Source organism: Janthinobacterium sp. JC611 (genome assembly GCF_018682595.1).
Taxonomy (GTDB): domain Bacteria; phylum Pseudomonadota; class Gammaproteobacteria; order Burkholderiales; family Burkholderiaceae_D; genus Janthinobacterium.
Genome location: NZ_JAFLJN010000003.1, coordinates 427,933 through 454,706, shown reverse-complemented (window position 1 = coordinate 454,706; position 26,774 = coordinate 427,933). Strand labels below are relative to the sequence as shown.

The following is a 26,774-nucleotide window of genomic DNA, read 5'->3' as shown; positions in this document are numbered from 1 at the left end:
GGTGGCAGCGATTATAGACCAATGCGCCGGCGCTCCCGTGCGGGCGGGGCGCCGGGACGGGGAGCAAAAAACCTTTTCATCGAAACGCGGCTGTGCGATAGTCTCGGCTTCAAGAAAATAGCCCGGGCGTCGATCCGGGCTGTTTATTTTTAAAAATTAAGGAAATATCCATGGCAAAAGATGCAACACCGAGCGTCGTGAAGCCCTACATCCCGGCCGATGCGAAGCTGCCCGAGATGACCTTCCGCGCGCTGTTCATGGGCGTCATCCTGGGGATGGTCTTTGGCGCCTCCTCGCTGTACCTGGTGCTGAAAGTGGGCCTGACAGTCAGCGCCTCGATCCCCGTCGCCGTCATCGCCATCACCCTGTTCGGCCTGGCCAAGAAGGTGGGCGGCAAGGATTCGTCGATCCTGGAAAACAGCATCACGCAAACGGCCGGTTCGGCCGGCGAATCGCTGGCCTTCGGCCTGGGCGTCACCATGCCGGCCATCCTGATCCTGGGCTTCGACCTGGAAATCTCGCGCGTCATGCTGGTCGGTGTCCTCGGCGGCCTGCTGGGCATCCTGATGATGATCCCGATGCGCCGCACCATGATCGTCGACCAGCACAAGGAACTCAAATTCCCCGAAGGCACGGCCTGCGCCGAAGTGCTGAAGGCGGCCGCCACGGAAGAATCGCGCATCGCCGCCGGCGAAAGCATCGAGAAGGATTCGGCCGCCGCGCTGGACGCCAAGCGCCGCGCGAAGATCATCTTCGGCGGTTTCGCCGTCGGCTTGCTGTACAAGGTCTTCAATATCTCGTTCAAGGGCTGGAAGGACACGCCGGGCGTGGAATTCGCCGCGCCGCTCAAGGGCGGCTCCATCGGCGCCGAAATCTCTCCCGAGTTGCTGGGCGTGGGCTACATCATCGGCCCGCGCATCGCCGCCACCATGGCGGCCGGCGGCGTCTTGTCGTACCTGCTCTTGATCCCGATGATTAAGTTCTTCGGCGACAGCCTGACCACCGTGCTCTCGCCGGGTACCAAGTTAATCAGCGAAATGGGCGCCGACGACGTGCGCAGCGCCTACGTGCTGTACATCGGCGCGGGCGCCGTGGCCGCCGGCGGCCTGATTTCGCTGGTGCGCGCCATGCCCATGATCTGGCGCAGCCTGTCGGCCGGCCTGAAAGGCATCGGCAAGGGCGTCAAGACCGATTCGACTTTGCGCACGGACCAGGACATTCCCCTGAAATGGGTCGTCATCGGCTGCCTGTCCATCATCGCCGTGATCACCTTCGCCACGCCGCTGCACATGAATTTCCTCGGTGCGCTGCTGATCCTCGTCTTCGGCTTCCTGTTCGCCACCGTGTCGTCGCGCCTGACGGGCGAAATCGGCTCTTCGTCGAACCCGATCTCCGGCATGGCCGTGGCCACCTTGCTGTTTACCTGTCTGATTTTCCTGATCATGGGCTGGACGGGCGGGCGTTACTACGTGACGGCCCTGTCGGTGGGCGCCATCGTCTGCATCGCCGCCAGCAATGCGGGCACCACCTCGCAAGACTTGAAGACCGGCTACCTGGTGGGCGCCACGCCGCGCCTGCAGCAGTACGCGATCCTGGCCGGCGCGCTGTCGTCGGCGCTGATCCTCGGTCCGATCCTGCTGAAGCTGAACGAGGCGAGCACCGTCTACGTGCCGGCCGCGCAAGTGGCGCCTGGTCTGACGGTCGATGCGTCCAAGCTGACGGTGACGGGCGAGCTGCATGGCCCGCAAGCCGAGACCGACCACAACACGTATAAAGTCTGGCAAAAGACCGATACCGTGGGCGGCCCGGCCGGCAAGTATTTCGTCAAGGAAGACGGCCAACTGGCCTACCTGGTTGATCCGGGCATCAATGGCCATTACAGCAAGCGTCCGGACGGTTCGGAAGTCAAAAAATACGACGCGCCGAAGGCCGTGCTGATGTCCTACATCATCAAGGGCATCCTCGACCAGCAGCTGCCGTGGACCCTGGTGCTGTTCGGCGTGATGATCGCCGTGGTGCTGGAGATGGCCGGCATCCCGTCGCTAGCGTTCTCGGTCGGCGTGTACCTGCCGCTGTCATCGACCTTGCCGATCTTCGTCGGCGGCCTGGTGCGCTGGTTGGCGGACCGTCGCAACAGCAAGCTGGAACACAACGCGAAACTGAACGAGGAAGAGCGCCAGCTGGCGGGCGACCGCAGTTCGGGCGTGCTGCTGGCGTCCGGCTACATCGCCGGCGGCGCGCTGGCCGGCATCATCATCGCCATCACGGCCGGCGTGCTGACGCACTTCGACCAGATGATGGCCGACTGGGCCGAGCACGGTAACCCGTTCTACGCGGGCCTGCACTCGGACGCGCTCTCGCTGCTGCCGTATGCCGTCATCATCGTGCTGCTGTATATCGTCGCCAGAGAGAAAAAGACGAGCAGCCCGCAGGCTTGATGTTTTAAGCACTCCAATGAAAACCGCCCGGATCGCACCGGGCGGTTTTTTTATGCGCGTCCGATGGGCCGCGCCGCCAGCTGCGCCGCGCTCGCGTAGATCGTCACGTGCTCGGACGCCAGCTGGCGCAGGTGGTCATAAAACCCCTGCGCGGGAATCCACCACGCCGCCGCGTCGCCCACCTGGCCGTTGACGCGCAGGCCGGCGGCGTCGAATTCGCGGTGAAAGTATGCGCGCAGGTCGCCGCGGCCCGGATGGTCGATGCGGCGCCGTGCGACGGCCTGGTCGAAAGGGCGCACCGGCACGTCCCAGCGCCGGCCGGCGTGGTCGCGGCAAGCCAGCAGCGCTGTTCTGTCTTCCCACACTGGCACGGGAAAGGCGTCGCCCATGGCGTCTTCCAGCGCGTGATAGAAGGTCACCGGCCCCATGGAAATGCCCAGGCCCAGCACCTTCGCCTGCTCGCAGCCGATGAAGCGCTGCCAAGGCGAACCCATGCCGAAGATCGAGGGCGCACGGTGATGCGCTTCGGTGAGGCCGGCGGCATGGCGGCCCCACGCGCAGACGGAATGGGTGGGATGGAGGCTGCGCCGGACACCCGCGCTGGCGAGGAGCGCTTCCGGCAGGCGCCCCATGTGCGTGCCATGGCGGCGCGGGTCGAACACATAATCGGGCATGGCGCAGGCGGCGCGCACCGTGCCGCCGGGCAGGTAGTAGGCGGGCAGCAGCAGGGTGCCTTGCGGGCCGACGGCGTCCTGCAGGGCATGGACCACGGCCAGCGCGCCGCCTTCCACGTAGCCCAGGCTTTTCAGCGAGGAATGCACGAACAGCGTATCGCCGGGTGCGATGCCCAGCCGCGCAAGATCGGCGGCCAATCCTGCGCGCGTCACGTGGGGTGCATTGTGGCGCACGTGCCGGGCGCCGGCGGCGCGGCGCCACGCTTCCAGCGCGGCCCTGGCGGCGCGCCTGGCCTGTTCAAGCATCGCCGGCTTCCCGATCCAGGTCCAGTTCCAGCAGGTTGGCGTCGATGCAGAACTTGGCGGCCCAGTTCAGGTAAGCCCAGGCGCCGTAGTCGCCATCGACGGGAAACGACCCCTTGACGCCGCCGCGTGCGTGCGCCGGACCGTCGATGCTGACCGCGCGCCGCACGTAGCGGTTCAGGCGGCGCCCCGCGTCGAGGTAGTGCCGCTCGCCCGTGAGCCGGTACAGCAGGAACAGGCAGTGCGCGTTTTGCGCGGAACCCGTGAGGCAGGCGTAGCGGGCACCCGCCTGGAAGGCGGGACCGAGGCGGCCGGCCAGGTAGCCGTCGGCCGCCACGGCCCTGGCGATGCTCGTTCCCGTGCGCGCGGCGGCGTCCAGCAAGTCGGCGCGCGCCGAAAAGCGCTGCGCTTCGAGCAGGCCGCGCAAGGCATAGCCGATGGTATGTGTCAGGGGCAGCAGCGGCTTGTCGAGGCAGTTCGAATCGAACCAGCCGTTGGGGCGCTGTTTGCTCAGCGCCCAGTCGACCTGGCGCAGGCCGGCCGCGCCATAGCCGTGGCCCGGCGCGATGCGGTCCGCTTCGAACAATCCCCATGCCACGTGCGTTTCGTAGGCCTTGTCGCCCGCGCCGGCGAACGGCGTCGGGTGCCGGCGCCAGCAGCCGTCGGCATCCTGGCTGTCGCGCAGCCATCTTGCCGCGCGATGCATGGCGTCGTCGTAGTCCGCGCCGTATGCTGCCACGCCGGCGGCCAGGCCAAGCAGAATCTGGCCCGTGTTGAAGGTGACGGGCACGCGCGGCGTCGAGTCGATCTTCCCGCCCTGGAAACCGCCTTCCGCGAACTGGATGGCCACGCACCAATCGAGCATGCGGCGCGCGCGCCGGTGCAGCGCATCATCCCCACCTTCATCGCCCGTGCGCTGCGCCAGGGCGATGAAGGTGGGGATGATGTAGCCGGTGGTCTCCGGGTAGGAACTCGACCAGCCTGTCAGCAGGCTGTAGTCGCGCGCGACGCCGCCGTCGTTTGAGCTGGAATGGTCCTGCGCCGCGCACAGCCAGGCCGTGCAGGCCTTGACGACGGCCTGCGCGCCGGGGTCCATCGCGGGCAGGCCGCGCCGGTCCGACAGCCGCTCCATGCGCGCCGCCGCCGGCAGGCCCGCCTGCGGCGCCAGGGTGTTTCTGATTTTCGTGAGCAAGGTGCGCATGGCGGCGATGGCGTGGTGGTTGGCTTTGGCTACTGTAGCGCTGGCCGCCGGCACGGCTATTGACTTGCCGCAAGGATCATCCGCCGCGTCGCCGCCGCCGGAATTGACGCATAATGGACGCTACACCACCGTCGACGAGGCCCGCCATGAACAATGTCACGCTTGAGTATTCGGTCGTCACCAATCCCGACTCCTTTGTCGGCTTCAAGTATTACGTCAAGGCGGGGCAGGCATTCGATGCCGACGATTTCGCCTATTCCTACAAGCTGAACCGGTCTGATTTGGACCCGGACGGCGTGCTGGCCACGCGCGAGGCGGCAGCGAATTTGCAGCCGGGCGAGTGGCTGACGGTGTCGCATTCGATTGCGGCGTAGCGTGCGGCCCTACGCCGGCGCAAACCAGGCGCGCAGCTCATCTTCGGCCGTCTGCGCCGTTGCCTGCGTCAGGGTCAGCACGATGACCTTTTCCTGCGCCGGGCGGTGTCCGTCGCCGTCGGCCAGCTCGATGGCTCGCTCGAAGCTCGTGTAGCCGTGGCCGCATTCCAACGGGCATTGCTGCACGATGCGCGCCGCCTTGCCGGCGTTGCGGTCGGCCAGGTTGACGATGGGATTGCCGTCATAAAACGGCTGGCCGTTGGCAAACGCCGTGCGCAGATACGGCGCGCAGTGGCCGTCGAGGAAGGCCAGGCGCGCCCGCCAGTAAGCCTCTACCGCCGCATACGCGGCATGGTCCTCGAGGAAATCGGCAAACAGGAAATCGTCCATCGTATTTTCGCGGCTAGATGCCGAACACTTTCAGGATCGCGTCCGTGAAACCCTCGAACCAGCTGCCCACCTTGCCCGGCTGCTTGCCGTGGCGCGGGGTTTCTTCGTACAGGTAGACGCCGTTGTCGCCGTCGAAGCGGTCGTTGAGCAGCGCCTGCTGGCCGCGCAGGTAGGGGATGAAGGTTTCGCTGCGCAGCGTCGAGTACAGCACGTCGGTGGTAAAACCCAGGGTGGCGGACTGGCTGATGGAGCGCCCTTGGCCGGCCCGCTCCAGGCGCACGCCGCGGCAACCGCGCACGATCAGCGTGACGGGGCCGCGAAAGACGATGAAGCGCAGCTGCAAGGTGAGCCAGGCATGCAGGCTGCCCAGGCGCCAGTGGCTCGATATCGCCAGCGGCTCATTCGAGTCGCAGACCAGGCCCACGAGTCCCCGCGGCTGGAAGACCAATGCGCTGCCGGCCGGCAGGTGGACGACGGCCACTTCCAGCAGCGGGTCGTCGCTGGCGGAAATCGTCACGCACGCTTGCTCGTCGCTGTGCAAATGGGTCAGCGCCACCATGCCGGCGGCCAGGCTGGTGAACGGAAAGCGCCAGTCCAGCAGCCACTGCGTGCGCTTGGTGCTGCTGACGGGTGACGATTGCAGGTATTCGGGGTGGATCAGCATCCGCTGGCCAGGCTGCAGCAGCAATCCCTGCGAGACGGCGGAGATGCGCGACTCCCCCTGCGGCGGCAGTGGCAGCGAACTGCCCGCCAGTTGCAGTTCGCGCGCGATCGACAGCGGCGGCAGACGCGCGGCGACGGGCGCCAGCACGAAGTAAAAGAATGCCTTGATGATGAGGGGCAGCAGGATGGCCGACAGCACCAGCAGGGCGGCCGTGGGCGCCACGTCCATGACGGGCGCGCGCCAGCGGGCGATCCAGTTGCGCGCCAGCTGGCTCTCTCCGGCCGCGATGGCCGCGTGCACGGGCGCCAGCGCGCCGCTCAAGGCTTGCTCGTCGATGGCGAATGGGGCGGGATGGGCGGCGTGAGTGGCAGCGCCGGTACGGGCGCGTTGCGCCTGCCACGCCTGGTAGGCTTGCAGGTTGATCTCGCGCAGGCGTTGGCCTTCCGCTTCGAGCCGCGACAGTTGCGTGTGGGCGTCGTTGCCGGGCAGGTGCGCCGCCAGCGGGTGCCGCGCTTCCAGTTCCCGGCGCTGGCGCAGATTATTTTGCAGCGCCGCGTAAGCCTGGACGTGCTGCGCATGCAGGCGCGCCAGCGTGTGCCGCGCATCCTCGCCTTTGAGCGCCGCTTGCAGCGAGGTCAGATAGCGGGCTTCCTGCGCCAGCACTTCGATCTCCACGCGGCGCGCCGCTTCGTCCTGCGCGTGCAGGGCCAGGGTGTGCGTGTCGGGCAGGGGGAGGGTAAACAGCGAAGGTTGCTGCCGCGCGCGCAAGGCCGTCAATTGCGCCTGCACGTGCGCCAGGCGCGCCGCGATGGCCGCCTGGGAAGCGTGCTGCAGGGCGTTGACCCTCGCCGTGGCTGCGGCGGCCAGGCCGGCGCCATGATCATCGGCGCCGTCGGCGGCCAGCCTGAGCGCGGCGACGGCTTCGCTGCCGGCGCTGTAGGCGCGCCATTCGGCCAGCAGCAGGCGGCCGGCCAGCAGGATGACGATGAACAGCGCGAACTGCAGCGCGTGGCGCAGCAGGAAGCGCAGGATGGCCGTCAGCAGCTGGCGCAAGGAGGTGCTGCCTTAGTTCGCCGCGCTATCGGCGTCGGCGCAGCATTTTTTATACTTCTTGCCGCTGCCGCAGTGGCATGGGTCGTTGCGGCCCGTCTTCGGCAGTTCGCGCAGCACGGTGGCGCCGGGCTGGCTTTGTTTCAGGTGGCGCTGGCGCGCCCAGGCCGCATTGATGGCGATCACGGAAGGAATCACGCCATCCATGGCCGTTTCGGCCGCCTCGTCATCGAGTTCGCTGGCCGTGGCCAGGTGCTGGAACGGCGCCAGGTACTGCGGGTGGCTGACGGCCAGGGCCGCCCACTGGGGCTTGTCCAGGCTGGTGCCAAGGACAAAACCGGCGCACCAGGCGGGCACGCTCCATTCGGGGCCGCACACATAAATGGGCTCGAAGCTGTCCGGGTCTTTCGCCAGCCATTCGACCATGTAGGCGTGGTGGCGCCGGGCCAGGCTGGCGGCCCGTTCGCTGGCCTCGTCCTGTGCCGGCGCGGCGCTGCCGGCCGCCTTGTCCCACACCCAGGGCAGCCATTGCTCAGCCGCGATGTGTTTCGGGCTCAGGGCAACGGCCGTGAGAAAACCTTCCAGCATCGACACATCCATGGCGCGGCCGGCCAGGGCGGGCGCGGCCAGCAGGGTGTCGAGTTCGGCGTATTCGTCGTCGGAGAGGGGCGTGGTGGTGGAGATGCTGGACATGGGATTTTTCAGTAATGTGGGTGGATGGCCGCTGGCCCTGGCCGTATTGTACCGTCCGGCACGGGGAAAACGGCTGCCGGAATGAAAAACGGCGGCCCGCAGGCCGCCGTTCGGAGTCACGACTGGACGCTTACTTCACGCCGTGCATCAGTTTGTTGATCAACGGTGCGATCAGGAACAGCACGACGCCGGCGCCCAGCAGGGACCAGAAGCCGAAGGTGTAGCCGGACAGGGCCGATTGCACCGACATGCCGCTGGTTCCGCTGACGTGGCTGGCGAAGATGCCCGACAGATTGTTGCCGATACCGGTAGACAGGAACCAGCCGCCCATGCCCAGGCCGACCAGGCGCACCGGCGCCAGCTTGGTCACCATCGACAGGCCGATAGGCGACAGGCACAGCTCGCCGATCGATTGCAGCACGTACACGGTGGTCAGGGTCCAGAACGGGATCTTGTTATCGGCGCCAACCAGGCTCGACAGAGCGAAGATCAGCAGGCCGAAGGCCAGCGCATTGCCCAGCAAGCCCAGGCCGAATTTGCGCGGGATCGATGGGTTGACGTTGTGGCGCGCCAGGAAGACCCAGACGGCGGCGATGATGGGCGCGAAGACGATGATGGCGACCGAATTGACGGTCTGGAAGTAGGCGGTCGGGAAGATCCAGAAGCCCAGGTCGCGGTTGACGATCTTGTCGGCCAGGAAGGTAAACGAGCTGCCAGCCTGTTCGAAGAACATCCAGAACAGGATGTTGAAGACGAAGATCAGCAGCATGGCGATGACGCGGTCGCGCGCAATTTTACCGTTGCGTATGCCTTCGATCATCAGCATCACGGCCAGGCCGACGAACAGCACGGTCAGCACGATTTGCAGCTTTTCAGCGCCGACGGTCAGCAGGAAGTACATCAGCGGGATCACGCACAGGGAGCCGACGGCCACCCAGACGACGCGCATCGGGTTGCCGGAACCGGCTTCCGGCGCGCCGATGCCCTTCAGGGCGCGGCGGCCGATGAAGAACCACACCAGGCTGATCAGCATGCCGAAACCGGAGGCCATGAAGACCATCTTGTACGAAGGCATGGCGCTGGTGCCGAAGATCGACTCGGCCAGCCACTGGGTGAAGACAGGGGCTGCCATGGCGCCCATGTTGATGCCCATATAGAAGATCGTGAAGCCGCTGTCGCGGCGCGGATCGGCCGTCGTGTACAGCTTGCCGACCATGGTCGAGATGTTCGGCTTGAACATGCCGTTACCGACGATCATGGTGGCCAGGCCCAGGTTGAAGATGTCCTGGTTCGGTACCGAGATGCAGAACAGGCCGGCGGCCATGAAGATGGCGCCCAGCAAGATCGAGCGCTGGTAACCGATGACCCGGTCGGCGATGTAGCCGCCGAACAGGGCGCCGGCGTACACCAGCGCGAGGAAGGAACCGTAGGTCAGGTTGGCCGCTGCCTGTCCCGAACCGTCGCCGCCGTGGAACTGGGCCACGATGTACAGTACCAGCGCCCAGCGAACTCCGTAGAACGCGAAGCGTTCCCAGAATTCAGTCATGAACAACATCCACAATGGGCTCGGATGGCCCATAATCTGCTTGAACTCGGGAATAACGGCTTCCTTGTTGGGCGTAGTCGCACCGCTCATGCGGTTCCTCCTGAAAAATTATTATAGTCAATCGATACAACGAACTTATGGAAGCCTGCGGGCGGCGGGGACTCTCATGAAGAACCTCACGCACGGGAATTCCAATAGGCTGGCATTCTAATCTACAAATTGCGCTGAGCGAAGATTTCGATTCGCATTAGCAAGAATGACTGTTTCATATTAGTCAAACCGGTTTGCAGGCAAGGGCGGCCCCGGCGATTTGCTGGCGGCACAGCACAACTTGCCTGACTTGTCGTATATTGAGGCTGCAAGACCTTCGAGCATCGATTTTTAAAGGGATTTTTCGCATTATGGAACACGACGTTATCGATACTCTGGTTTCACCGGAAGGCCGCCTGGACGTGCTCTCCAAGACTGAAGTCAACAAACTGCTCGACACCAGCCAGGGCGGCCTGTACAACACTTTCCGCCGCTGCGCGCTGGCGGTCCTCAATTGCGGCAGCACCATCGACGATGGCCGCGCCTTGCTGGAGCGCTACCAATCGTTTGAAATCTCCATCATCCAGCGCGAGCGCGGCATCAAGCTCGACATCAAGGGCGCGCCAGCCATCGCCTTCGTCGACGGCAAGATGATCAAGGGCATCCACGAGCATTTGTTTGCCGTGCTGCGCGACATCATCTTCGTCAGCGATGAAGTCACGGGCAACCCGAAATTCGATTTGCAGAGCACGGAAGGCGTGACGGACGCCGTCTTCCACATCCTGCGCAACGCCAACGTGCTGCAAACCCAGCTCAACCCGAACCTGGTCGTGTGCTGGGGCGGCCACTCGATCAATCGCGCCGAATACAACTATTCGAAGGAAGTGGGCTACCAGCTGGGCTTGCGCAGCCTCGATATCTGCACCGGTTGCGGCCCTGGCGCCATGAAGGGCCCCATGAAGGGCGCCACCATCGGCCACGCCAAGCAGCGCCTGCACAATGGACGGTATCTGGGCATCACCGAGCCGGGCATCATCGCGGCCGAGTCGCCTAACCCCATCGTCAATGACCTCGTCATCATGCCGGACATCGAAAAACGCCTGGAAGCGTTCGTGCGCGCCGGCCACGGCATCGTCGTGTTCCCCGGCGGCGCCGGCACGGCCGAAGAGATTCTGTACATCCTCGGCATTTTGTTGCACCCGGACAATGCCGAGATCCCGTTCCCGCTGATCTTCACGGGGCCGGAAACGTCGCGCGAGTACTTCGTGCAGATCAACCAGTTCATCAGCGACACCCTGGGCCCGGAAGCGCAGCAGCGCTACAAGATCATCATCGACGACCCGGAACTGGTGGCGCGCGAGATGCTCGAAGGCATACGCCAGGTGCGCGAATTCCGCAAGGCGCACAGCGACGCGTATTACTTCAATTGGCTGCTGAAGATCGATCACGAGTTCCAGAAGCCGTTCCAGCCCACGCATGAAAACATGCGCAACCTGAGCCTGCACAAGAACCAGCCCACGCACTTGCTGGCGGCCCAGCTGCGCCGCGCGTTTTCCGGCGTGGTGGCGGGCAACGTCAAGGATGACGGCATCCGCTCGATCGAAGAGCACGGCAACTTCGAGATCCACGGCGACAAATCCATCGCCGGCCCGATGGATGCGCTGCTGGCCTCGTTCGTGGCGCAGCACCGCATGAAGCTGGCGGGCACGGCGTACGTGCCTTGCTATACCGTGATCCAGTAAGCCGTCTATCAATCTGCGCCGCCCGTCCCCCGCATCCGCCGGGGGCGGGCGGCGTCTTTTCTTCCGCGTTCCCATCCATGCAGCCAGCGTGTTCCTTCGCCGCCACAGGCAATCAAATCGCTTGCGTCATCGATGCGCGGATGCTATCTTTGGAACCGGTTCCAAAATCAAAACATACATGTCAACAGGTAGTGGAGAGCAAGCTTGGATTCAGTACGCGGCAATAAAAAAACAGTCTCCGGCGAGCCGGCACGGCCCGTGACCATCGCCCAGGTGGCGCGCGAGGCGGGTGTGTCGAAGACGAGCGTGTCGCGCTTTCTCGGCGGCGAACTCGATGCCCTGTCCGAGCACATCCGCCAGCAGATCGGCAGCACCATCGCGCGCCTCGGCTACCAGCCGAACCAGATGGCGCGCGGCCTCAAGCGCGGACGCACGCGCCTGATCGGCATGGTCGTGGCCGACATGCTCAATCCCTACACGGTGGCCGTGCTGCAAGGCGTGGAGGCGGCTTGCCAGCAGCATGGCTATACCTTGATCTTGTGTAATACCGGCAATGACGAACAGCGCGAACGGCAGTCGCTGGCGGCGCTGCGCTCGTACAGCGTGGAAGGGCTGATCGTCAACACGCAGGGGCGCAACATCGAGTCGTCCGACCTGCAGCAGGCGGACATGCCCATCGTGCTGGTCGACCGCCGCATCGAGGGCGTCGATTTCGACCTGGTGGGCCTGGACAATGTGCAGGCGGGCCGCCTGGCAACCCGACACTTGATCGAACAGGGTTTCGACGCCATCGCCTTCGTCGCGCCGCCCTTGACGGGCGTCAGCTCGCGCCTGATGCGCGCCGATGGTTTCCAGTCCGTGATGGCCGAACATCCGGCTTGCGTGGGCGAAGTGCTGGCGGTGGACCTGGACGACCGGCCCTTGATCGACGCGCAGGTGCGTCGATGCCTGGCGCAGTGGCGCGGCCGCCGCGTGGCGCTGCTGGCCTCGAACGGCATGGTGGCGCTGGAACTGGCGCTGATGCTGCAGCGTCTTGATCTGCGCATGCCGCAGGACGTGGGCTTGCTGGGCTTTGACGAATTGCCGTGGTCGCCATTGGCGGGCCTGAGCACGATCGAGCAGCAGACCTACGAGATCGGCTTTTCGGCGATGACGTGCATGCTGTCGCGCCTGCAGGGCGAGCAATGCCCGCCGCGCGAGGTGCTGTTGCCAGGCAAGCTGATTGTGCGCAATTCCACCCAGGGGAACGCAGCACGCAAGAACGGCGATTGACGGGGAAGAGGGCGTTGCCCTTTTTTTTGGGTAAGTTTTGGAACCGGTTTCATGGAATTTCTTCACACTGGAAAGGGGCGTGAATAGTCAGGCAGGGCAATGGTTGGCATGCAGTTGGAGTGATACGGCAAGAGACGAAATAAATCGTCCATTTGACACTATTCCCGGAAGTGCCTCGACGAGGCCGGCACCGGGATCACAGGAGACGGAAACATGAAGATGACGACACTGTTCTATTCGAAAATACTGGCTTGCGCATTGGCCGCCACGTGCGCCCTGGGCGCGGCGGCCGACGCCGGCGCCCAGACGCTGGGCGACCTGCTCAAGAAAGGCAAGCTGACCATCGGCGTGGTCAGCGGCACGCCGCCGTTCGGCAGCATCGACGCCAAGGGCGCGCCCGTCGGCTATGACGTCGATGTCGCCAACCTGATCGGCAAATATCTGAACCTGCCCGTGGAAGTGGTGCCGCTGACGGCGCCGTCGCGCGTGCCGTCGCTGGAATCGGGCAAGGTCGATTTCCTCGTGGCGACCCTGGCGCCCACGCCGGAACGGGCCAAGACCCTGATGTTCACCATGCCCTACAGCGCCTTCGAACTGGCCATCGTCGCGCCGGTCGGCGGCAAGTTCAAGGCCCTGGCCGACTTGAAAGGCAAGAAGGTCGGGGTGACGCGCGGCACCACGAATGACACGGCGCTGAGCCGCATGGCGCCGGCCGGCACCAATATCGTGCGTTTCGAGGATGACGCCACCGTCACCCAGGCCTTGCTCAGCAAGCAGGTCGACGCCGTCTCGATCCCCAGCACGATGGCGCTCGACATCATCAAGACGCGCGGCGCGGGCAAGATCGAGGTCCGCTTCGCCTACTCGCTGCAGCCCAATTCGATGGCCGTGCGCCGCGGCGACTTCGAGCTGCACCAGTGGCTCAACAACTTCATCTATTACGTCAAGCTGAACGGCGAACTCGACGCCATCGCGCGCAAGTGGAGCGGCGCGCCGCTGCCGGCGCTGCCGACCTTCTGATACCACAGGCGAGTGTTCGTCCGCACGGCGCGCCGCCACGGTGGCGCGGCCGGGGATGCGCACGCAGACAAGGAGTTGAGTATGCCGTATGAATTTCATTTCGAACTCGTCATGCAATCGCTGGACCGCCTGCTGTGGGGCGCGGCGCTGACGATACGCCTGAGCGCCATGGCGATGGTGCTGGGGCTGGCGGTGGGCGTGTGCGCCGCCGTCATCCTGAAGAACGGTCCCGCCCATGCCCGCGCGGCGGTGCGCGCGTATGTCGAGATCATCCGCAGCACGCCGTTCCTGGTGCAGCTGTTCATCATCTACTTCGGCTTGCCGTCGCTGGGCCTGCAGCTCGACGCGAACGGCGCCGCGCTCGTCGCCATGACGGTCAACCTGGGCGCCTACGCGGCGGAAATCGTACGCGCCGGCATCGGCGCCGTGCATCCGTCGCAGCTGGAAGCGGCGCAGGCGCTGGGCATGACGCGCTGGCAGGTGATGCGCCACGTGGTGCTGCTGCCGGCGCTGGAAAAAGTGTATCCGGCGCTGGCCAGCCAGTTCACCTTGATGATGCTCGCCTCGAGCGTCGTGTCGGCCATTTCCGCCGAAGAGCTGACCGCCGCCGCCCACCTGCTCGACGCGGAAACCTTCCGCAGCTTCGAGATCTACATCGTCGTGATGGTGCTGTACATCCTGCTGGCCCTGCTGTTCCGCTTCGGCTTCTGGGTGCTGGGCCAGATCGTCTTCAAACGCCGCCGCCGTCTGGGCGCGGCGCGCATGGGAGCATGACATGATCAGTGACTTTTCCTGGGATAACCTGCAATTCCTGCTCGAGGCCACGCGCTGGACCATCGGCCTGTCGCTGATCGTCTTCATCACGGGCGGCATCGCCGGCTTCGCGGTGGCGCTGCTGCGCACGGCGCGCAGCCCGTTCCTGCGTTGCCTCAGCGCCCTGTACATCCAGCTGGTCCAGGGCACGCCCGTGCTGATCGTGCTGTTCTTGACCTATTACGGCCTGGCCCTGTTCGGCTACAAGCTGTCGCCGCTCATCGCGGCCGGCGCGGCGATGACGATCTTTGCCAGCGCCTACCTGGGCGAGATCTGGCGCGGCTGCATCGAAGGCGTGCAGCGGCAGCAGTGGGAAGCGTCCGCCGCGCTGGCGCTGAACCGCTACCAGCAGCTGCGCTACGTGATCCTGCCGCAGGCGCTGCGCCATTCGCTGCCGTCGACGGTGGGCTTCATGGTGCAGATCATCAAGAACACCTCGATCACCTCGATCATCGGCGTGGTGGAACTGACGCGCGCAGGGCAACTGGTCAGCAACGCGACCTTCCTGCCTTTCATCGTCTTCCCCGTCGTCGCCCTGATCTACTTCGCGCTGTGCTATCCGCTGTCGCGCTACAGCCATTCACTGGAAAGGAAATTCCATGCCCATCGTTGAAATCGATAATATCAGCAAGAGCTTCGGCGCCAACCACGTGCTCAAGGGCGTGTCGTTCGCCGTCGAGCGCGGCCAGGTGGTCGCCGTCATCGGCCGCAGCGGCTCGGGCAAGAGCACCATGCTGCGCTGTATCAATGGCCTGGAAACCATAGCCAGCGGCAGCATCGTCGTGGCCGGCCATACGCTGACGGCGCGCCAGGAGCACCTGCTCGACCTGCGCAAGGATGTCGGCATGGTCTTCCAGAGCTACAACCTGTTCCCCCACCTGACGGTGGAAGAAAACGTCATGCTGGCGCCGCGCATCGTCAAGAAGGTGCCCGACGCGCAGGGCCGCGCCACGGCGCTGCGCGTGCTCAAGCAAGTGGGCCTGGAGCACAAGCGCGAGGCTTATCCCGAGCAGCTGTCGGGCGGCCAGCAGCAGCGCGTGGCGATCGCCCGTTCGCTGGCGATGGAGCCGCAGGTGATGCTGTTCGACGAAGTGACGTCGGCGCTCGACCCGGAACTGACGCAGGAAGTGCTGAAGGTGATGGAAGAACTGGCGCAGGCGGGCATGACGATGCTGCTGGTGACGCACGAAATGGAATTCGCGCGGCGCATGGCCGACGTCACCGTCTTCATGCACCAGGGATTGGTGTGGGAGAGCGGACCGTCGGAAGCCTTTTTCAGCAATCCGCAAACGCCGGAAGCGCGCCAGTTCGTCGGCGCGGGAGCGATCAAGTGAGCCCTGTCCTGGTGGCCGCGTCGGCCTATGGCGCAAGCAGGGTAAGGCAGCTGGGGCAAAGCCATTTCATCGACGTGGTGGCCGATGCGGGCGGCGCCGGCATCGAGATCCGTCGCGAACTGTTCACCTCCGACTTGCCGGACCTGGCGCGCATGGGCGCGGCGGTGGCAGCGCGCGGCATGTACTCGGTGTATTCCACGCCCATCGAATTGTGGGGCGCGGATGGACTGCCGCGGCACGCGCAGCTGCAACAGATGCTGGACGAGGCGGCGCGCCTGGGGGCGCGCTACCTGAAGGTGTCGCTCGGCCACTACCCGGCCGCACCGGACCTGCAAGCCTTGAAAGCTCAGTTGGCGGCCGCGCCCGTGGCGCTGCTGGTGGAAAACGACCAGACGGCCCATGGCGGCAAGCTGGCGAGCATGGCCCGCTTCCTGGCGGCGGCAGGCGAGGCCGGGCTGCCCGTGGGACTGACCTTCGACATCGGCAACTGGCGCTGGGTGGGCGAGGACGCGCAGCAGGCGGCGCGTCAGCTGGCGCCGTACGTGCGCTATGTGCATTGCAAGGCCGTCATCGAGGATGCGGGCCGGCTGTCCGCCTGCGCCGTCTCCGAGGCCGATCCGGCCTGGCGCGCCGTCTTCGCGCATTTCGCGCCGGGCGTGCAGCGGGCCATCGAATTCCCGCTCGAGGGCGCCGACCTGGTGGCCGAAACGGGCCGTTACATTCAGATGCTGGAGGCCGCATGAGGGAACAAGAACTGCGCCAAAAGGACATTCAAGGGGGGCACGCGCTCGACGTCGTCACTTACGGCGAGGCGATGGCGATGTTCGTGGCCGAGCAAACGGGCGACCTGGCGGGTGTGGCGCATTTCACGCGCCGCCTGGCCGGCGCCGAGACCAACGTCGCCATCGGCCTGGCGCGCCTGGGCTTGAAAGTCGGCTGGCTGAGCCGGGTGGGCGACGATTCCTTCGGCCGCTTCATCCGCGCCAGCGTGCAGGCCGAGGGTGTCGATTGCAGCCGCGTCGTCACCGTCGCCGGCCAGTCCAGCGCCTTCCTGCTGAAGGAAAAGGCCGAGAACGGCGCCGATCCGCTGGTCGAGTACTTCCGCAAGGGTTCCGCCGCCAGCCGGCTGGCGCCCGAGCACTTCGACCCCGCTTATTTCCTGTCCGCGCGCCACCTGCACGCCACGGGCGTGGCCGCGGCGCTGTCCGACACCAGCCTGGCGTTCGCCGGCCAGGCGCTCGACTTCATGCGCGGGCATGGCCGCAGCGTGTCGTTCGACCCGAACCTGCGGCCCTCGCTGTGGCCGTCGCAAGCCGTCATGGTCGAACAGATCAACCGCCTCGCCGCCAAGGCCGACTGGGTGCTGCCGGGTCTGGGGGAGGGGAAAATTCTCACCGGCCACGACCTGCCGCACGATGTCGCCGGCTTTTATCTGCAGCAGGGCGCGCGCCTGGTGGTCGTCAAGCTGGGCGCAGAAGGGGCGTATTACCGCACGGCCGAGGGCGACAGCGGCATGGTGCCGGGCGAGCGCGTGGCCAACGTGGTCGACACGGTGGGCGCCGGCGACGGCTTTGCGGCCGGCCTGGTCAGCGCCTTGCTGGAAGGCTTGCCGCTGGCGCAGGCGGTCCGGCGCGGCAACCGGGTCGGCGCCTTTGCCATCCAGGTTGCCGGCGACATGGAAGGCTTGCCGACCCGCGCCCAGCTCGACGCGCTGGTCCCATCTTGAACCGAACAGGGGAAACACTCGTGAAAAAACATGTGCTTGTGTATAAAAAACTGGCCGAGCCGCTGCTGGCGCGCCTGCGCGCCGAGTGCGAGGTGACGTACTTCGAGGCGATCGATGCGGGCAACCGCGCCGCCTTCGCCGCCGCCATCCGCGGCGCGCACGGCTTGCTGGGCGCCAGCGTGCGCCTGGACCGCGAATTGCTGGACCCGGCCAAAGAGCTGCGCATCATTTCCACCATTTCGGTGGGCGTCGACCAGTTCGACGTCGATTACCTGCGCGAGCGGGGCATTTTGCTGGCCAATACGCCGGACGTGCTGACGGAAACGACGGCCGACACGATCTTCGCGCTGATCCTGGCCAGCGCGCGGCGCGTCGTCGAACTGGCCGAATTCGTCAAGGCGGGACGCTGGACGCGCAGCGTGGGCGAAAGCCAGTACGGCGTCAACGTGCATGGCAAGACCATCGGCATGCTGGGCATGGGCCGCATCGGCCGCGCCGTCGCCCGCCGCGCCGCGCTCGGTTTCGGCATGCAGGTGCTGTACGTGAATGGCGAAGCGGTACCCGAGGTGGAGGCGGCGCTGGGCGCGCGCCAGGTGGCGCTGGACGACTTGCTGGCGGAGTCGGACTTCGTCTGCGTCGTGCTGCCGCTGACGGCGCAGACGGAACGCATGATGGGCCGGCGCGAATTCGCGCTGATGCGTCCCGGCGCCATCTTCATCAACGGTTCGCGCGGGCGCATCGTCGACGAGGCGGCGTTGATCGAGGCGCTGCAGCAGGGAACCATCCACGGCGCCGGTCTCGACGTGTTCGAGCGCGAACCGCTGGCGCCGGACAATCCGCTGCCGGGCATGGCCAACGTGGTGGCGCTGCCGCACATCGGCTCGGCCACGCACGAAACGCGCTACGCCATGGCGCAGCAGGCCGTGGACAACCTGCTGACGGGTTTGCGCGGCGAGCGTCCGCGCCATCTGGTGAGTTAAGCGCAGTATCCACAGACAGGAAAAGAGATGAAGAAGAAGGTAGTAGGGGCATTGATCATCGGCGCCGGCAGCGGCTTGTGCTCGGCGCAGTCGAGCGTGGCCATGTACGGCATCATGGATCTGGGTGTGGTGTCCGAGAGCGGCGGCGCCGGCGGCAGGGTGCTCAAGCTGACCAGCGGCATCGCCAACGGCTCGCGATTGGGTTTCAAGGGCAGCGAAGACCTGGGCGGCGGCATGGCGGCGATCTTTACGATGGATGCGGGCATCCTGGCCGACACGGGCGCCTCGGCCCAGGGCGGTCTGCTGTTCGGGCGCCAGGCTTTCGTCGGCCTCGCCGGCGCGGCGGGCACCTTGCGGTTGGGCCGCCAGTACACCTTCATCGACAGCAGCCTGGGCGCGCTGGACCCGTTCTACCTGGGCTTCGCGGGCAGGATGAGCAATGTCTTCACGGCCGGCTACATCAGCCGGGTCGACAACAGCATCACCTACAGCTCGCCCGTGCGCGGCGGGCTTTCCGGCGAACTGGCCTACGGCTTCGGCGAGGTGCCCGGCGACGCGTCGGCCCGGCGCTACAAGGGCGCGGCGGCCACCTATGCCAGCGGGCCGCTGTATCTGCGCATGGCGCACCAGGACGCCAACACCCTGTCCGCCGCGCTGGTGGCGGGCAGGGCGCGCAACACGGTGCTGGGCGCCACCTGGGACTTCGGCGTGGTCAAGGCGCATGGCGCCGTCGCCGTCAGCAAGAGCGTCGCCGGCGCCGCCACCACGGTCGACAGCGCGGACCTGATGCTGGGCGCCACCGTGCCGGTGGGCCCGCACCGCGTCCTGTTCTCGTACGTGCGGCGCGACGACCGGCGCGCCGCCAACGGCGACGCCTCCCAGATCGGCATCGGCTACACGTATGCGCTGTCGAAGCGCAGCACCTTGTATGCGGCCTACGCGCATATCGACAACCGCAACGGCGCCGCCTACGTGGTGGGCAACGCCACCGACAACGGCAGCGGCAGCGGCAACCAGGCCTGGAACCTGGGCCTGCGCCACACTTTTTAACGGGAGAATCGAATGAAGAAGATCGGATGGATTTTGGTCGGCGCCAGCACCGTGGCGCGCGAATGGATGGTCGACGCAATCGGCCAGCAGGGCGACGCGGAAGTGCTGGCCGTGGTCAGCCGCGACGCCGCGCGCGGCGCCGCCTTTGCCGCGCAGTTCGGCATCGCCGCCAGCTACACGGACCTCGATGCGGCATTGGCGCACCCTGGCGCGGACGCCGTCTACATCAGCACCACCAACGAGTGGCACATGGCGCAGACCTTGCAGGCGGCGCGCGCCGGCAAGCACGTGCTGTGCGAGAAGCCGCTGGCGCTGAACCTGGACGACGCGCGCCGCATGGTCGACGGCTGCGCCGAGGCGGGCGTGGTGCTGGGGATTAACCACCACCTGCGCAACGCCGCCAGCCACGGCAAGGTGCGCGAGCTGATACGCGCCGGCGAGATCGGCCAACCCCTGTATGGCCGCGTGCTGCACGCGAACAACCTGCCGCAGCACCTGCGCGGCTGGCGCCTGGACGCGCCGGAGTCGGGCGGCGTCACGCTCGACATGTTCGTGCACGATGTCGACACCCTGCGCTTCCTGCTGGACTCGGAGCCGCGCCACGTCACGGCCTGCGCCACCAGCGGCGGCATGACGGTGGCCGGGCTGGAAGAGGGCCTGATGGCCGTCATCGAGTTCGACAACGGCACCCTGGTGCAGGTGCACGACGCGTTCAATGCGCTGTATTCGCTGTCCGGCGTGGAAATCATCGGCACCCAGGGCACGATCTTCGCCACCGGCGTCATGACGCAGCGCCCCGTCGGCACAATTTGCCTGACCCGCGACGGCGGCAGTGTCGACATCCCCGTCGAGCATGAAAACCTGTACGTGCGCTCGGTGCGCGCCTTCCAGCGCGCCATGCGCGGCGAAGGACAGCCGGCCGCTACCGGCGACGATGGCATGCGCGCGCTGGCCACGGCGCTGGCGGCGCAGCAGGCCAGCCGCAGCCACCAGCGCGTGACCCTGGCCGATTGACGGCCAGCGACAGACGTAAAAAAGCCGCCTGATCGCAAGACCAGGCGGCTTTTTATCGGTGTGCGTCCGCGATTACTCTTCGCGGCGCAAATGCGGGAACAGAAGGACGTCGCGGATGTTCGGCGAATCCGTGATGATCATCATCAGGCGGTCGATGCCGATGCCGCAGCCGCCGGCTGGCGGCATGCCGTATTCCAGCGCGCGGATGTAGTCGGCGTCATAGAACATCGCCTCTTCATCGCCGGCGTCCTTGGCGGCCACTTGCGCCAGGAAGCGGGCCGACTGGTCTTCCGCGTCGTTCAACTCGGAGAAGCCGTTGGCGATCTCGCGGCCCACCATGAACAATTCAAAACGTTCGGTGATGCCGGCCACCGTGTCGGAAGCGCGCGCCAGTGGCGACACCTCGACCGGGTAGTCGATGATGTAAGTCGGTTCCCACAGCTGCGCTTCCGCCGTCTCTTCGAACAGCGCCAGTTGCAGCGCGCCCAGGCCGGCCGTGGCAAACGGCTTGACGCCGAATTTCTTCAGCTCTTCCTTGATGAATTCCGCATCGTTCAACTGTTCCGGCGTGTAGCCAGGCGCGTACTTGTTGATCGCTTCGACGATGGTCAGGCGGTGGAACGGCTTGGCCAGGTCCAGCTCGCGGCCGCCGTAGGTCAGGGTGGCGGTGCCGTGCGCGTCGATGGCGGCCTGGCGGATGACGGCTTCCGTGAAGTCCATCAGCCATTTGTAGTCGGTGTAGGCCGCGTAGAATTCCATCATCGTGAATTCCGGGTTGTGACGGATCGACACGCCTTCGTTGCGGAAGTTGCGGTTGATCTCGAACACGCGGTCGAAGCCGCCCACGACCAGGCGCTTCAGGTACAGCTCGGGCGCGATGCGCAGGAACATCTGCATGTCGAGCGCATTGTGGTGCGTGATGAACGGCTTGGCCGCCGCGCCGCCGGGAATCGTGTGCAGCATCGGCGTTTCCACTTCCATGAACTCGTTCTTTTCCATGAAGCGGCGGATCGACGAGATGGCGGCGGTGCGCGCCTTGAAGGTGCGGCGCGTCTCTTCGTTCATGATCAGGTCGACGTAGCGCTGGCGGTACTTCGTTTCCTGGTCGGCCAGGCCGTGGAATTTGTCCGGCAGCGGACGCAGCGACTTGGTGATCAAACGCAGTTGCGTGACCTTGATGGTCAGTTCGTCCGTCTTGGTCTTGAACAGGGTGCCCGTCACGCCCAGGATATCGCCCAGGTCATAGTGGTGCAGGGCAGCCATGGCCGCTTCGCCCGTCAGGTCCAGGGTGGCGTAGATCTGGATGCGGCCGTCGGCCTTCGGGCCGGAGGCGTCTTGCAGGGTGGCGAAAGCGGCTTTCTTGCCGGCTTCGCGCTTGAGCATCATGCGGCCGGCCAGCACCACGGTGACAGGTTCGGCTTCCAGCTCTTCGCGCGACTTGTCGTCGTATTGCGCGTGCAGGTCGGCCGCCTTGTGCTCTGGGCGGAAATCGTTCGGGAAGGCGACGCCTTGTTCGCGCAGTGTGGCCAGCTTGGCGCGGCGCTCGGCGATGATCTTGTTTTCATCGGGGGCGGCGGCTTGTTCTTGGATATCCGTAGTCATGGTGTTCTTCGTTGGTGATGATTGATGATGTGGCGCCAGCGCTGGCGCCATGCTGGCAAACAGTGCGTCGACGTCGAGCGCGGAGAAATCCGGCACGATGGCAATGACGTTGTCGAATGCGGCAAACGCCTCGGCCGGCAGGGTGGTGGTGAGCACCACGACGCGCATGCCGGCACGGCGCGCCGCCTCCACGCCCAGGGGCGCGTCTTCGAAGACGATGCAGTTCTCGGGCAGCGCGCCGGCCAGCTGCGCGCCTTTGAGGAACACGTCCGGGTGCGGCTTGCCCCGTTCCACGTCGGACGCGCCGACGATGGCGTCGAAGCGGTGGCGCAGGTCCAGGCCGTCGAGCGTGAACGCGATGTTCTCGTCCGGCGCGGCCGTGCCCACCACCAGCCCGACTCCGGCCTGGCGCGCGCTGGCGATCAGCCGGTCGAAGCCGGCCACCGTGGCCAGGTGCGGGCCGTACAGTTCGCGGTATACGATTTCCTTTTCCGCCAGCAGGGCAACGTGGTCGGCTTCCTCGCCCAGGTACTTGGCGATGATTTCGCGGCCCTGCCGTCCCGCCGTGTCGCGGAAAAAGGCGTCCGCATCCAGCGCATGGCTCTGGCGTTCAAAGAACGCCAGCCACGACGTCGTGTGGAAGGCCATGTTGTCGACGATCGTGCCATCCATGTCGAACAGGAAGGCCTGCTTTGCCGGCGCCGGAGCGGATGCGTTCATCCTTACACGCCTTGCTTGAGCGAGGCGGAGATGAAGTCGTCGATGTCGCCATCGAGCACGCCCTTGGTATTGCCCGTCTCGAAACCGGTGCGCAAGTCCTTGATGCGGGACTGGTCCAGCACGTAGGAGCGGATCTGGTGACCCCAGCCCACGTCCGTCTTCGAGTCTTCCAGCTTCTGCTGTTCGCTCATGCGCTTGCGCAGTTCATGCTCGTACAGTTTCGCTTTCAGCATTTCCATCGCTTCGGCGCGGTTGCGGTGCTGCGAACGGTCGTTCTGGCACTGCACCACGATGCCGGTCGGCGCATGGGTCATGCGGACGGCGGAGTCGGTCTTGTTGATGTGCTGACCGCCGGCGCCCGACGCGCGGTAGGTATCGACGCGGATATCGGCCGGGTTGACGTCGATCTCGATCGAATCGTCGACTTCCGGATACACGAACAGCGACGTAAACGAGGTGTGGCGGCCGTTGGCCGAGTCGAATGGCGACTTGCGCACCAGGCGGTGCACGCCCGTTTCCGTGCGCAGGAAGCCGTAGGCGTGATCGCCCTCGACCTTCAGGGTGGCCGTCTTGATGCCGGCCACCTCGCCGTCGGATTGCTCGAGGATTTCGACCTTGAAGCCCTTGCGTTCGCAATAGCGCAGGTACTGGCGCAGCAGCATCGAAGCCCAGTCCTGGGCTTCCGTGCCGCCGGCGCCGGCCTGGATGTCGATGAAGCAGTTGTTCGGATCCATCGGATTGTTGAACATCCGGCGGAATTCCATGCTTTCGATGACCTTGCGGATTTCCTGCACGTCCTGTTCGATCGCTTCGAGCGTCTCGTCGTCGCCTTCTTCGCGGGCCATGTCGAACAGGTCGCGGGTGTCGCGCAGGTCGGCATCGGCCTTGGCCAGGGTGAAGACGATGGCTTCCAGCGCCTTTTTCTCTTTACCGAGGTCCTGGGCGCGCTTGGGATCGTTCCAGACGGTCGGATCTTCCAGTTCTTCGTTGACTTGCTCTAGTTTCTCCGACTTGACAGTGAAGTCAAAGATACCTCCGAAGTTCGGCTTCGCGGACCGTCAGGTCGTTGAGCAGGGCGGAGATGATATTGATGCGTTCGGCTTCCATAATGTTCTGGTCTTCTATGGTGAAATCAAACCCTGAATTATACGCGAGCGCGGTGCGTTTCTGATGCCGGCGGCGCCGAATCGATGGCGCGCGGGGCAATAAAATCGTCATTTTGCTGTTTTTACGACAATATTTTTGCCTTGAAGATGGCTGCCGGGCTGCGTATGATGCTGGCGATATTGTCTTTCCACAGGAATACATCATGCTTCAACTTCCCCGTCTAGCCCTGTTACCGCTGCTGCTGGCCGGCTGCGGCGTCTTGCCGCCCGCCGCCACCGGACCTGCCCGGGCGCCATCGGCCGCGCCGGCCGGCAGCAGCGCCACCCTGGCCCTGCTGGAGACGACGGACTTGCACGCGAATGTGCTCAGTTATGATTACTACAAGCTGCAGGCGGAACCGTCGATCGGCCTGGAACGCACGGCGGCCCTGATCGCCCAGGCGCGCGCGCAGTATCCGAACAACCTTTTGCTCGACAACGGCGACACCATCCAGGGCACGGCGCTGGCCGACTACCAGGCCCTCGTGAAACCGCTGGCCTGCGACCAGACCCTGGCCATCTACAAGGCCATGAATCTGCTGAAAGTGGACGGCGGCGGCATCGGCAACCACGAGTTCAACTACGGCCTGGCGTTTTTGAGCCAGGTGACGGGCAACCAGTTCGACGTCGACAGCGTCGACTCTGCCAAGCCGCGCTGTGCCGGTCCCGCGTTCCCGCAAGTGCTGGCCAATGTCTACAGCGCCAGGACGGGCAAGCCCCTGTTTGCGCCATATCACATCCTCGACAAGCAGATCACGGCCACCGGCCCCGATGGCAAGGCCATCACCGCCACCGTGAAGGTGGGCATCATCAGCTTCGCGCCGCCCACCATCATGGCCTGGGACAAGCGCTGGCTGGAAGGGCGCGTCTACACGCAGGGCGTGCGCGAGACGGCGGAAAAATATATTCCCGAGATGCGCGCCAGGGGCGCCGAGCTGGTGGTGGCCATCTCGCACGGCGGCCTCGACGACAGCCCGTATTCGCCGACCATGGAAAACGGCAATTACTACCTGTCGCAAGTGCCGGGCGTGGACGCCATGCTGATCGGCCATTCGCACCAGCTGTTCCCGAACGCGGCCAGCACGGCGCCGCAGTTTAATCTGCCCGGCGTCGACAAGGCCCGTGGCCTGGTCAACGGCGTGCCCACCGTGATGGCCAATTTGTGGGGCAAGCACCTGGGCGTGATCGGCTTGCGCCTGCATCACGACGGCAAGCGGTGGGTGGTCGACAAGAACGCCACCACGGTGGAAGCGCGCGGCATCCAGAACGCGGACAAGAGTTACGTCCAGCCCGACGCGGCCATCGCCAGGCTGGTGGCCGAGGAACACGCGGCCACCATCGCCTACGTGCAGACGCCGGTGGGCGCCACGGACTTCCGCATGTCGACGTATTTCGCCGACGTGGGCGACGTCAGCGCCATCGAGGTGGTGAACCAGGCGCAAGCGGCCTACCTGGCCGCGTATGTGAAGGCGAACCTGCCGCAGTACGCGCACCTGCCCGTGCTGTCGATGTCGTCGCCATTCAAGAGCGGTTCGGCCGGCGTGTCCGACTACACGGACGTCAAGGCGGGCAATGTGGCGCTGAACAACGCGGCCGACCTGTATCTGTATCCGAACGCGCTGTATGGCGTGAAGATGACGGGCGCGGAACTGAAAGCCTGGCTGGAACAGTCGGCGCGGCGCTTCAATACCATCGATGTCAACAGGACGGAGCCGCAGGAACTGGTCAACACGGCCCACCCGAGCTACAACTTCGACGCCATCACCAGCGCCGACGTGCACTACCAGATCGACGTCACGCAGCCGCCGGGCCGGCGCATCCAGGGACTCACGTACCAGGGCAAGCCGGTGGACCCTGGCCAGGAATTCCTCATCGCAACGAATAACTACCGCGCCAGCGGCGGCGGCAATTTCCCTGGCCTCGACGGCAGCAAGACGGTGGTGGCCTCGCCCGACAACAACCGCGAACTCTTGATCGCCTACGTCACGCGGCAGAAAAACCTGACGCGCGCGAAAAACGGCTCGGCGCGCAGCTGGACCTTTGCCAGGGCCGCGACGAAAGGCCCGGTGGTGTTCCACTCCGCGCCGAACGTGATCGAGCTGGCGAAGGCGGCCGGCATCGCCAACGTCAAGCAGCTGAAGGCGGACGACGGCGCGGGCAAGGGTTTCGCGCTGTACCAGCTCGACCTGTCGAAATGATGCTGGCCAACCTGCTGCTGGCTGCCGCCCTGGCGTCCCCCGTGGCAGCGGCGGCGCCCGACGCCACGGCCCGGGCCAAGGTCTTGATGCGCGCGGGAGAGGCGACCCAGCCGCAGGCGCGCGCCCTGTTCGAACAGGCGGCGGCGCAGGGCGGCGGACCCGCCGCGTATTACCTGGGCTTGATGCACAAGAACGGCATGGGCGGACCGCAGGACGGCGCCGCCGCGCTGCGCTGGCTGGAACTGGCCGCGCAACGCGGCGTGGCGCCGGCCATGTTCATCGTGGCGAACCTGCTGCTCGAAACTGACCCGGAGCAGGCGCGCCATTGGCTCGACGCCGCCTGCGACCTGGAGTACCCGGAAGCGCTGCAGCAGAAATCCGTCGCCCTGGGCGAAGGACGCATGGGCTATGCGCACAGCGAGGAACAGGCGAACCTGTACCTGAAGATGGCCACGCATGCGATGGGACACCGTCCGCCCGAGCCCTGAGGGTATCGCCGGCTAACGGAGGAGGCTGGTTGTAATTGTCATGTGTTGAAGGAATTGTTAGTTTTTGAATGGAAATATCAATTCTTCGTGATAATTATTACTGCTTAGATTTTCTTTCAATAGTCTGTTATTTGAAGATCATCATTAGCTTTTTTGAAAAATTGTATGGCAATATTCGCCGTATGGTTTTTTTATTAACTGGATGATTCCGGGAGCCCGTGTGCCAAGTCAAATGATTCACCAACAGAAAACAGTGGTAAGCCACCGCCGAAGTCGTATGCCGTTCCTGCCGAGGAAAATGGCGCAT

24 protein-coding genes and 1 pseudogene are annotated in these 26,774 nt (G+C 65.3%); 15 read left to right on the top strand and 10 right to left on the bottom strand.

The genetic code is table 11. From position 1 onward, the window contains the following. Positions 1–170 precede the first annotated feature (170 nt). The gene (locus J0O65_RS04965; protein ID WP_215404659.1) at positions 171–2,438 is read left to right on the top strand and encodes an OPT family oligopeptide transporter; all 2,268 of its coding nucleotides are present in this window, start codon (positions 171–173) and stop codon (positions 2,436–2,438) included. Between the two features lie 50 nt (positions 2,439–2,488). Here the strand turns inward: J0O65_RS04965 and J0O65_RS04960 are convergent, their stop codons facing one another. After that, complete coding sequence (locus J0O65_RS04960; protein WP_215404657.1) at positions 2,489–3,418, bottom strand: AAC(3) family N-acetyltransferase; 930 nt, start codon at positions 3,416–3,418, stop codon at positions 2,489–2,491. Beyond that, entirely contained in the window at positions 3,411–4,670 is a 1,260-nt protein-coding gene (locus tag J0O65_RS04955) for a prenyltransferase/squalene oxidase repeat-containing protein (RefSeq protein WP_215404655.1), read from the bottom strand. The genes J0O65_RS04960 and J0O65_RS04955 overlap by 8 nt, the downstream gene beginning before the upstream one ends. A 92-nt stretch (positions 4,671–4,762) precedes the next feature. Here J0O65_RS04955 and J0O65_RS04950 point away from each other — a divergent pair, with 92 nt between their 5' ends. Then, positions 4,763–4,990, top strand: coding sequence for a hypothetical protein (locus tag J0O65_RS04950; RefSeq protein WP_215404653.1), 228 nt, complete (start codon positions 4,763–4,765; stop codon positions 4,988–4,990). 9 nt (positions 4,991–4,999) lie between these two features. On the opposite strand, the gene J0O65_RS04945 is transcribed toward J0O65_RS04950, so the two are convergent. The 4 genes from J0O65_RS04945 to J0O65_RS04930 form a co-directional block, all read right to left on the bottom strand. Further along, positions 5,000–5,380 carry a hypothetical protein gene (locus J0O65_RS04945; RefSeq protein ID WP_215404651.1) on the bottom strand — a complete coding sequence of 127 codons (381 nt, stop codon included), beginning with the start codon at positions 5,378–5,380 and terminating at the stop codon, positions 5,000–5,002. A gap of 13 nt (positions 5,381–5,393) precedes the next feature. Next, on the bottom strand, positions 5,394–7,097 hold the full coding sequence (locus tag J0O65_RS04940; protein WP_215404649.1) for a coiled-coil domain-containing protein: 1,704 nt from the start codon (positions 7,095–7,097) through the stop codon (positions 5,394–5,396). A 12-nt stretch (positions 7,098–7,109) separates the two neighbouring features. Further along, positions 7,110–7,787 carry a UPF0149 family protein gene (locus tag J0O65_RS04935; protein ID WP_215404647.1) on the bottom strand — a complete coding sequence of 226 codons (678 nt, stop codon included), beginning with the start codon at positions 7,785–7,787 and terminating at the stop codon, positions 7,110–7,112. Positions 7,788–7,917: 130 nt separating this feature from the next. Further along, complete coding sequence (locus J0O65_RS04930) at positions 7,918–9,366, bottom strand: peptide MFS transporter (RefSeq protein WP_502793540.1); 1,449 nt, start codon at positions 9,364–9,366, stop codon at positions 7,918–7,920. Between the two features lie 368 nt (positions 9,367–9,734). On the opposite strand from J0O65_RS04930, the gene ppnN reads away from it, so the two are divergent. From ppnN to J0O65_RS04875, 11 genes are all read left to right on the top strand, one after another. Further along, positions 9,735–11,105: a nucleotide 5'-monophosphate nucleosidase PpnN gene (gene ppnN, locus J0O65_RS04925; RefSeq protein WP_215404642.1), complete on the top strand. Its 1,371-nt coding sequence runs from the start codon at positions 9,735–9,737 to the stop codon at positions 11,103–11,105. Positions 11,106–11,309: 204 nt separating this feature from the next. Then, positions 11,310–12,377 carry a LacI family DNA-binding transcriptional regulator gene (locus J0O65_RS04920; protein WP_215404640.1) on the top strand — a complete coding sequence of 356 codons (1,068 nt, stop codon included), beginning with the start codon at positions 11,310–11,312 and terminating at the stop codon, positions 12,375–12,377. 213 nt (positions 12,378–12,590) lie between these two features. Beyond that, on the top strand, positions 12,591–13,397 hold the full coding sequence (locus J0O65_RS04915; RefSeq protein WP_215404633.1) for a transporter substrate-binding domain-containing protein: 807 nt from the start codon (positions 12,591–12,593) through the stop codon (positions 13,395–13,397). Between the two features lie 81 nt (positions 13,398–13,478). Continuing rightward, positions 13,479–14,171 (top strand): amino acid ABC transporter permease, encoded by a 693-nt coding sequence (locus J0O65_RS04910; RefSeq protein WP_215404632.1) that lies wholly within the window; start codon positions 13,479–13,481, stop codon positions 14,169–14,171. Position 14,172: 1 nt separating this feature from the next. Further along, a complete protein-coding gene (locus J0O65_RS04905) occupies positions 14,173–14,823 on the top strand; it encodes an amino acid ABC transporter permease (protein ID WP_215404631.1) in 651 nt (216 codons plus the stop codon). Beyond that, complete coding sequence (locus J0O65_RS04900; protein WP_215404630.1) at positions 14,810–15,544, top strand: amino acid ABC transporter ATP-binding protein; 735 nt, start codon at positions 14,810–14,812, stop codon at positions 15,542–15,544. The genes J0O65_RS04905 and J0O65_RS04900 overlap by 14 nt, the downstream gene beginning before the upstream one ends. Next, positions 15,541–16,287 carry a sugar phosphate isomerase/epimerase family protein gene (locus tag J0O65_RS04895; protein ID WP_215404629.1) on the top strand — a complete coding sequence of 249 codons (747 nt, stop codon included), beginning with the start codon at positions 15,541–15,543 and terminating at the stop codon, positions 16,285–16,287. Before J0O65_RS04900 ends, J0O65_RS04895 begins: the two co-directional genes overlap by 4 nt. Further along, a complete protein-coding gene (locus J0O65_RS04890) occupies positions 16,284–17,270 on the top strand; it encodes a sugar kinase (protein ID WP_215404628.1) in 987 nt (328 codons plus the stop codon). The genes J0O65_RS04895 and J0O65_RS04890 overlap by 4 nt, the downstream gene beginning before the upstream one ends. Positions 17,271–17,290: 20 nt before the next feature. After that, positions 17,291–18,250, top strand: a complete 960-nt coding sequence (locus tag J0O65_RS04885) for a 2-hydroxyacid dehydrogenase (protein ID WP_215404627.1) — start codon at positions 17,291–17,293, stop codon at positions 18,248–18,250. Between the two features lie 27 nt (positions 18,251–18,277). Continuing rightward, positions 18,278–19,300, top strand: a complete 1,023-nt coding sequence (locus J0O65_RS04880; protein ID WP_215404625.1) for a porin — start codon at positions 18,278–18,280, stop codon at positions 19,298–19,300. A gap of 12 nt (positions 19,301–19,312) precedes the next feature. Then, positions 19,313–20,314 (top strand): Gfo/Idh/MocA family protein, encoded by a 1,002-nt coding sequence (locus tag J0O65_RS04875; RefSeq protein ID WP_215404623.1) that lies wholly within the window; start codon positions 19,313–19,315, stop codon positions 20,312–20,314. 72 nt (positions 20,315–20,386) lie between these two features. On the opposite strand, the gene lysS is transcribed toward J0O65_RS04875, so the two are convergent. The 4 genes and pseudogenes from lysS to J0O65_RS04860 form a co-directional block, all read right to left on the bottom strand. Further along, entirely contained in the window at positions 20,387–21,916 is a 1,530-nt protein-coding gene (gene lysS / locus J0O65_RS04870) for a lysine--tRNA ligase (protein WP_251373492.1), read from the bottom strand. A gap of 165 nt (positions 21,917–22,081) precedes the next feature. After that, positions 22,082–22,636: pseudogene (locus tag J0O65_RS27810) on the bottom strand (HAD family hydrolase); the annotation flags it as partial. Between the two features lie 2 nt (positions 22,637–22,638). Then, positions 22,639–23,743, bottom strand: a protein-coding gene (gene prfB, locus J0O65_RS04865; protein WP_139143151.1) for a peptide chain release factor 2 whose coding sequence is annotated in 2 segments (ribosomal slippage) — positions 22,639–23,661 and positions 23,663–23,743 — 1,104 coding nt in all. Because the reading frame shifts where the segments join, the coding sequence is not laid out codon by codon here. Then, a complete protein-coding gene (locus tag J0O65_RS04860; RefSeq protein ID WP_215404893.1) occupies positions 23,660–23,854 on the bottom strand; it encodes a hypothetical protein in 195 nt (64 codons plus the stop codon). The genes prfB and J0O65_RS04860 overlap by 84 nt, the downstream gene beginning before the upstream one ends. Before the next feature lie 91 nt (positions 23,855–23,945). Here J0O65_RS04860 and J0O65_RS04855 point away from each other — a divergent pair, with 91 nt between their 5' ends. After that, a complete protein-coding gene (locus J0O65_RS04855) occupies positions 23,946–25,979 on the top strand; it encodes a bifunctional 2',3'-cyclic-nucleotide 2'-phosphodiesterase/3'-nucleotidase (RefSeq protein WP_215404619.1) in 2,034 nt (677 codons plus the stop codon). Continuing rightward, positions 25,976–26,467: a tetratricopeptide repeat protein gene (locus tag J0O65_RS04850; RefSeq protein ID WP_215404617.1), complete on the top strand. Its 492-nt coding sequence runs from the start codon at positions 25,976–25,978 to the stop codon at positions 26,465–26,467. Before J0O65_RS04855 ends, J0O65_RS04850 begins: the two co-directional genes overlap by 4 nt. The last annotated feature ends 307 nt before the right edge of the window (positions 26,468–26,774 follow it).

Coding starts and splice junctions, on each gene's coding strand:
- J0O65_RS04965 (WP_215404659.1), top strand. CDS start 171: ATGGCAAAAGATGCAACACCGAGCGTCGTGAAGCCCTACATCCCGGCC.
- J0O65_RS04960 (WP_215404657.1), bottom strand. CDS start 3,418: ATGCTTGAACAGGCCAGGCGCGCCGCCAGGGCCGCGCTGGAAGCGTGG.
- J0O65_RS04950 (WP_215404653.1), top strand. CDS start 4,763: ATGAACAATGTCACGCTTGAGTATTCGGTCGTCACCAATCCCGACTCC.
- J0O65_RS04945 (WP_215404651.1), bottom strand. CDS start 5,380: ATGGACGATTTCCTGTTTGCCGATTTCCTCGAGGACCATGCCGCGTAT.
- J0O65_RS04935 (WP_215404647.1), bottom strand. CDS start 7,787: ATGTCCAGCATCTCCACCACCACGCCCCTCTCCGACGACGAATACGCC.
- J0O65_RS04930 (WP_502793540.1), bottom strand. CDS start 9,366: ATGGGCCATCCGAGCCCATTGTGGATGTTGTTCATGACTGAATTCTGG.
- ppnN (WP_215404642.1), top strand. CDS start 9,735: ATGGAACACGACGTTATCGATACTCTGGTTTCACCGGAAGGCCGCCTG.
- J0O65_RS04915 (WP_215404633.1), top strand. CDS start 12,591: ATGAAGATGACGACACTGTTCTATTCGAAAATACTGGCTTGCGCATTG.
- J0O65_RS04910 (WP_215404632.1), top strand. CDS start 13,479: ATGCCGTATGAATTTCATTTCGAACTCGTCATGCAATCGCTGGACCGC.
- J0O65_RS04905 (WP_215404631.1), top strand. CDS start 14,173: ATGATCAGTGACTTTTCCTGGGATAACCTGCAATTCCTGCTCGAGGCC.
- J0O65_RS04900 (WP_215404630.1), top strand. CDS start 14,810: ATGCCCATCGTTGAAATCGATAATATCAGCAAGAGCTTCGGCGCCAAC.
- J0O65_RS04890 (WP_215404628.1), top strand. CDS start 16,284: ATGAGGGAACAAGAACTGCGCCAAAAGGACATTCAAGGGGGGCACGCG.
- J0O65_RS04880 (WP_215404625.1), top strand. CDS start 18,278: ATGAAGAAGAAGGTAGTAGGGGCATTGATCATCGGCGCCGGCAGCGGC.
- J0O65_RS04875 (WP_215404623.1), top strand. CDS start 19,313: ATGAAGAAGATCGGATGGATTTTGGTCGGCGCCAGCACCGTGGCGCGC.
- lysS (WP_251373492.1), bottom strand. CDS start 21,916: ATGACTACGGATATCCAAGAACAAGCCGCCGCCCCCGATGAAAACAAG.
- J0O65_RS04860 (WP_215404893.1), bottom strand. CDS start 23,854: ATGACGATTTTATTGCCCCGCGCGCCATCGATTCGGCGCCGCCGGCAT.
- J0O65_RS04855 (WP_215404619.1), top strand. CDS start 23,946: ATGCTTCAACTTCCCCGTCTAGCCCTGTTACCGCTGCTGCTGGCCGGC.
- J0O65_RS04850 (WP_215404617.1), top strand. CDS start 25,976: ATGATGCTGGCCAACCTGCTGCTGGCTGCCGCCCTGGCGTCCCCCGTG.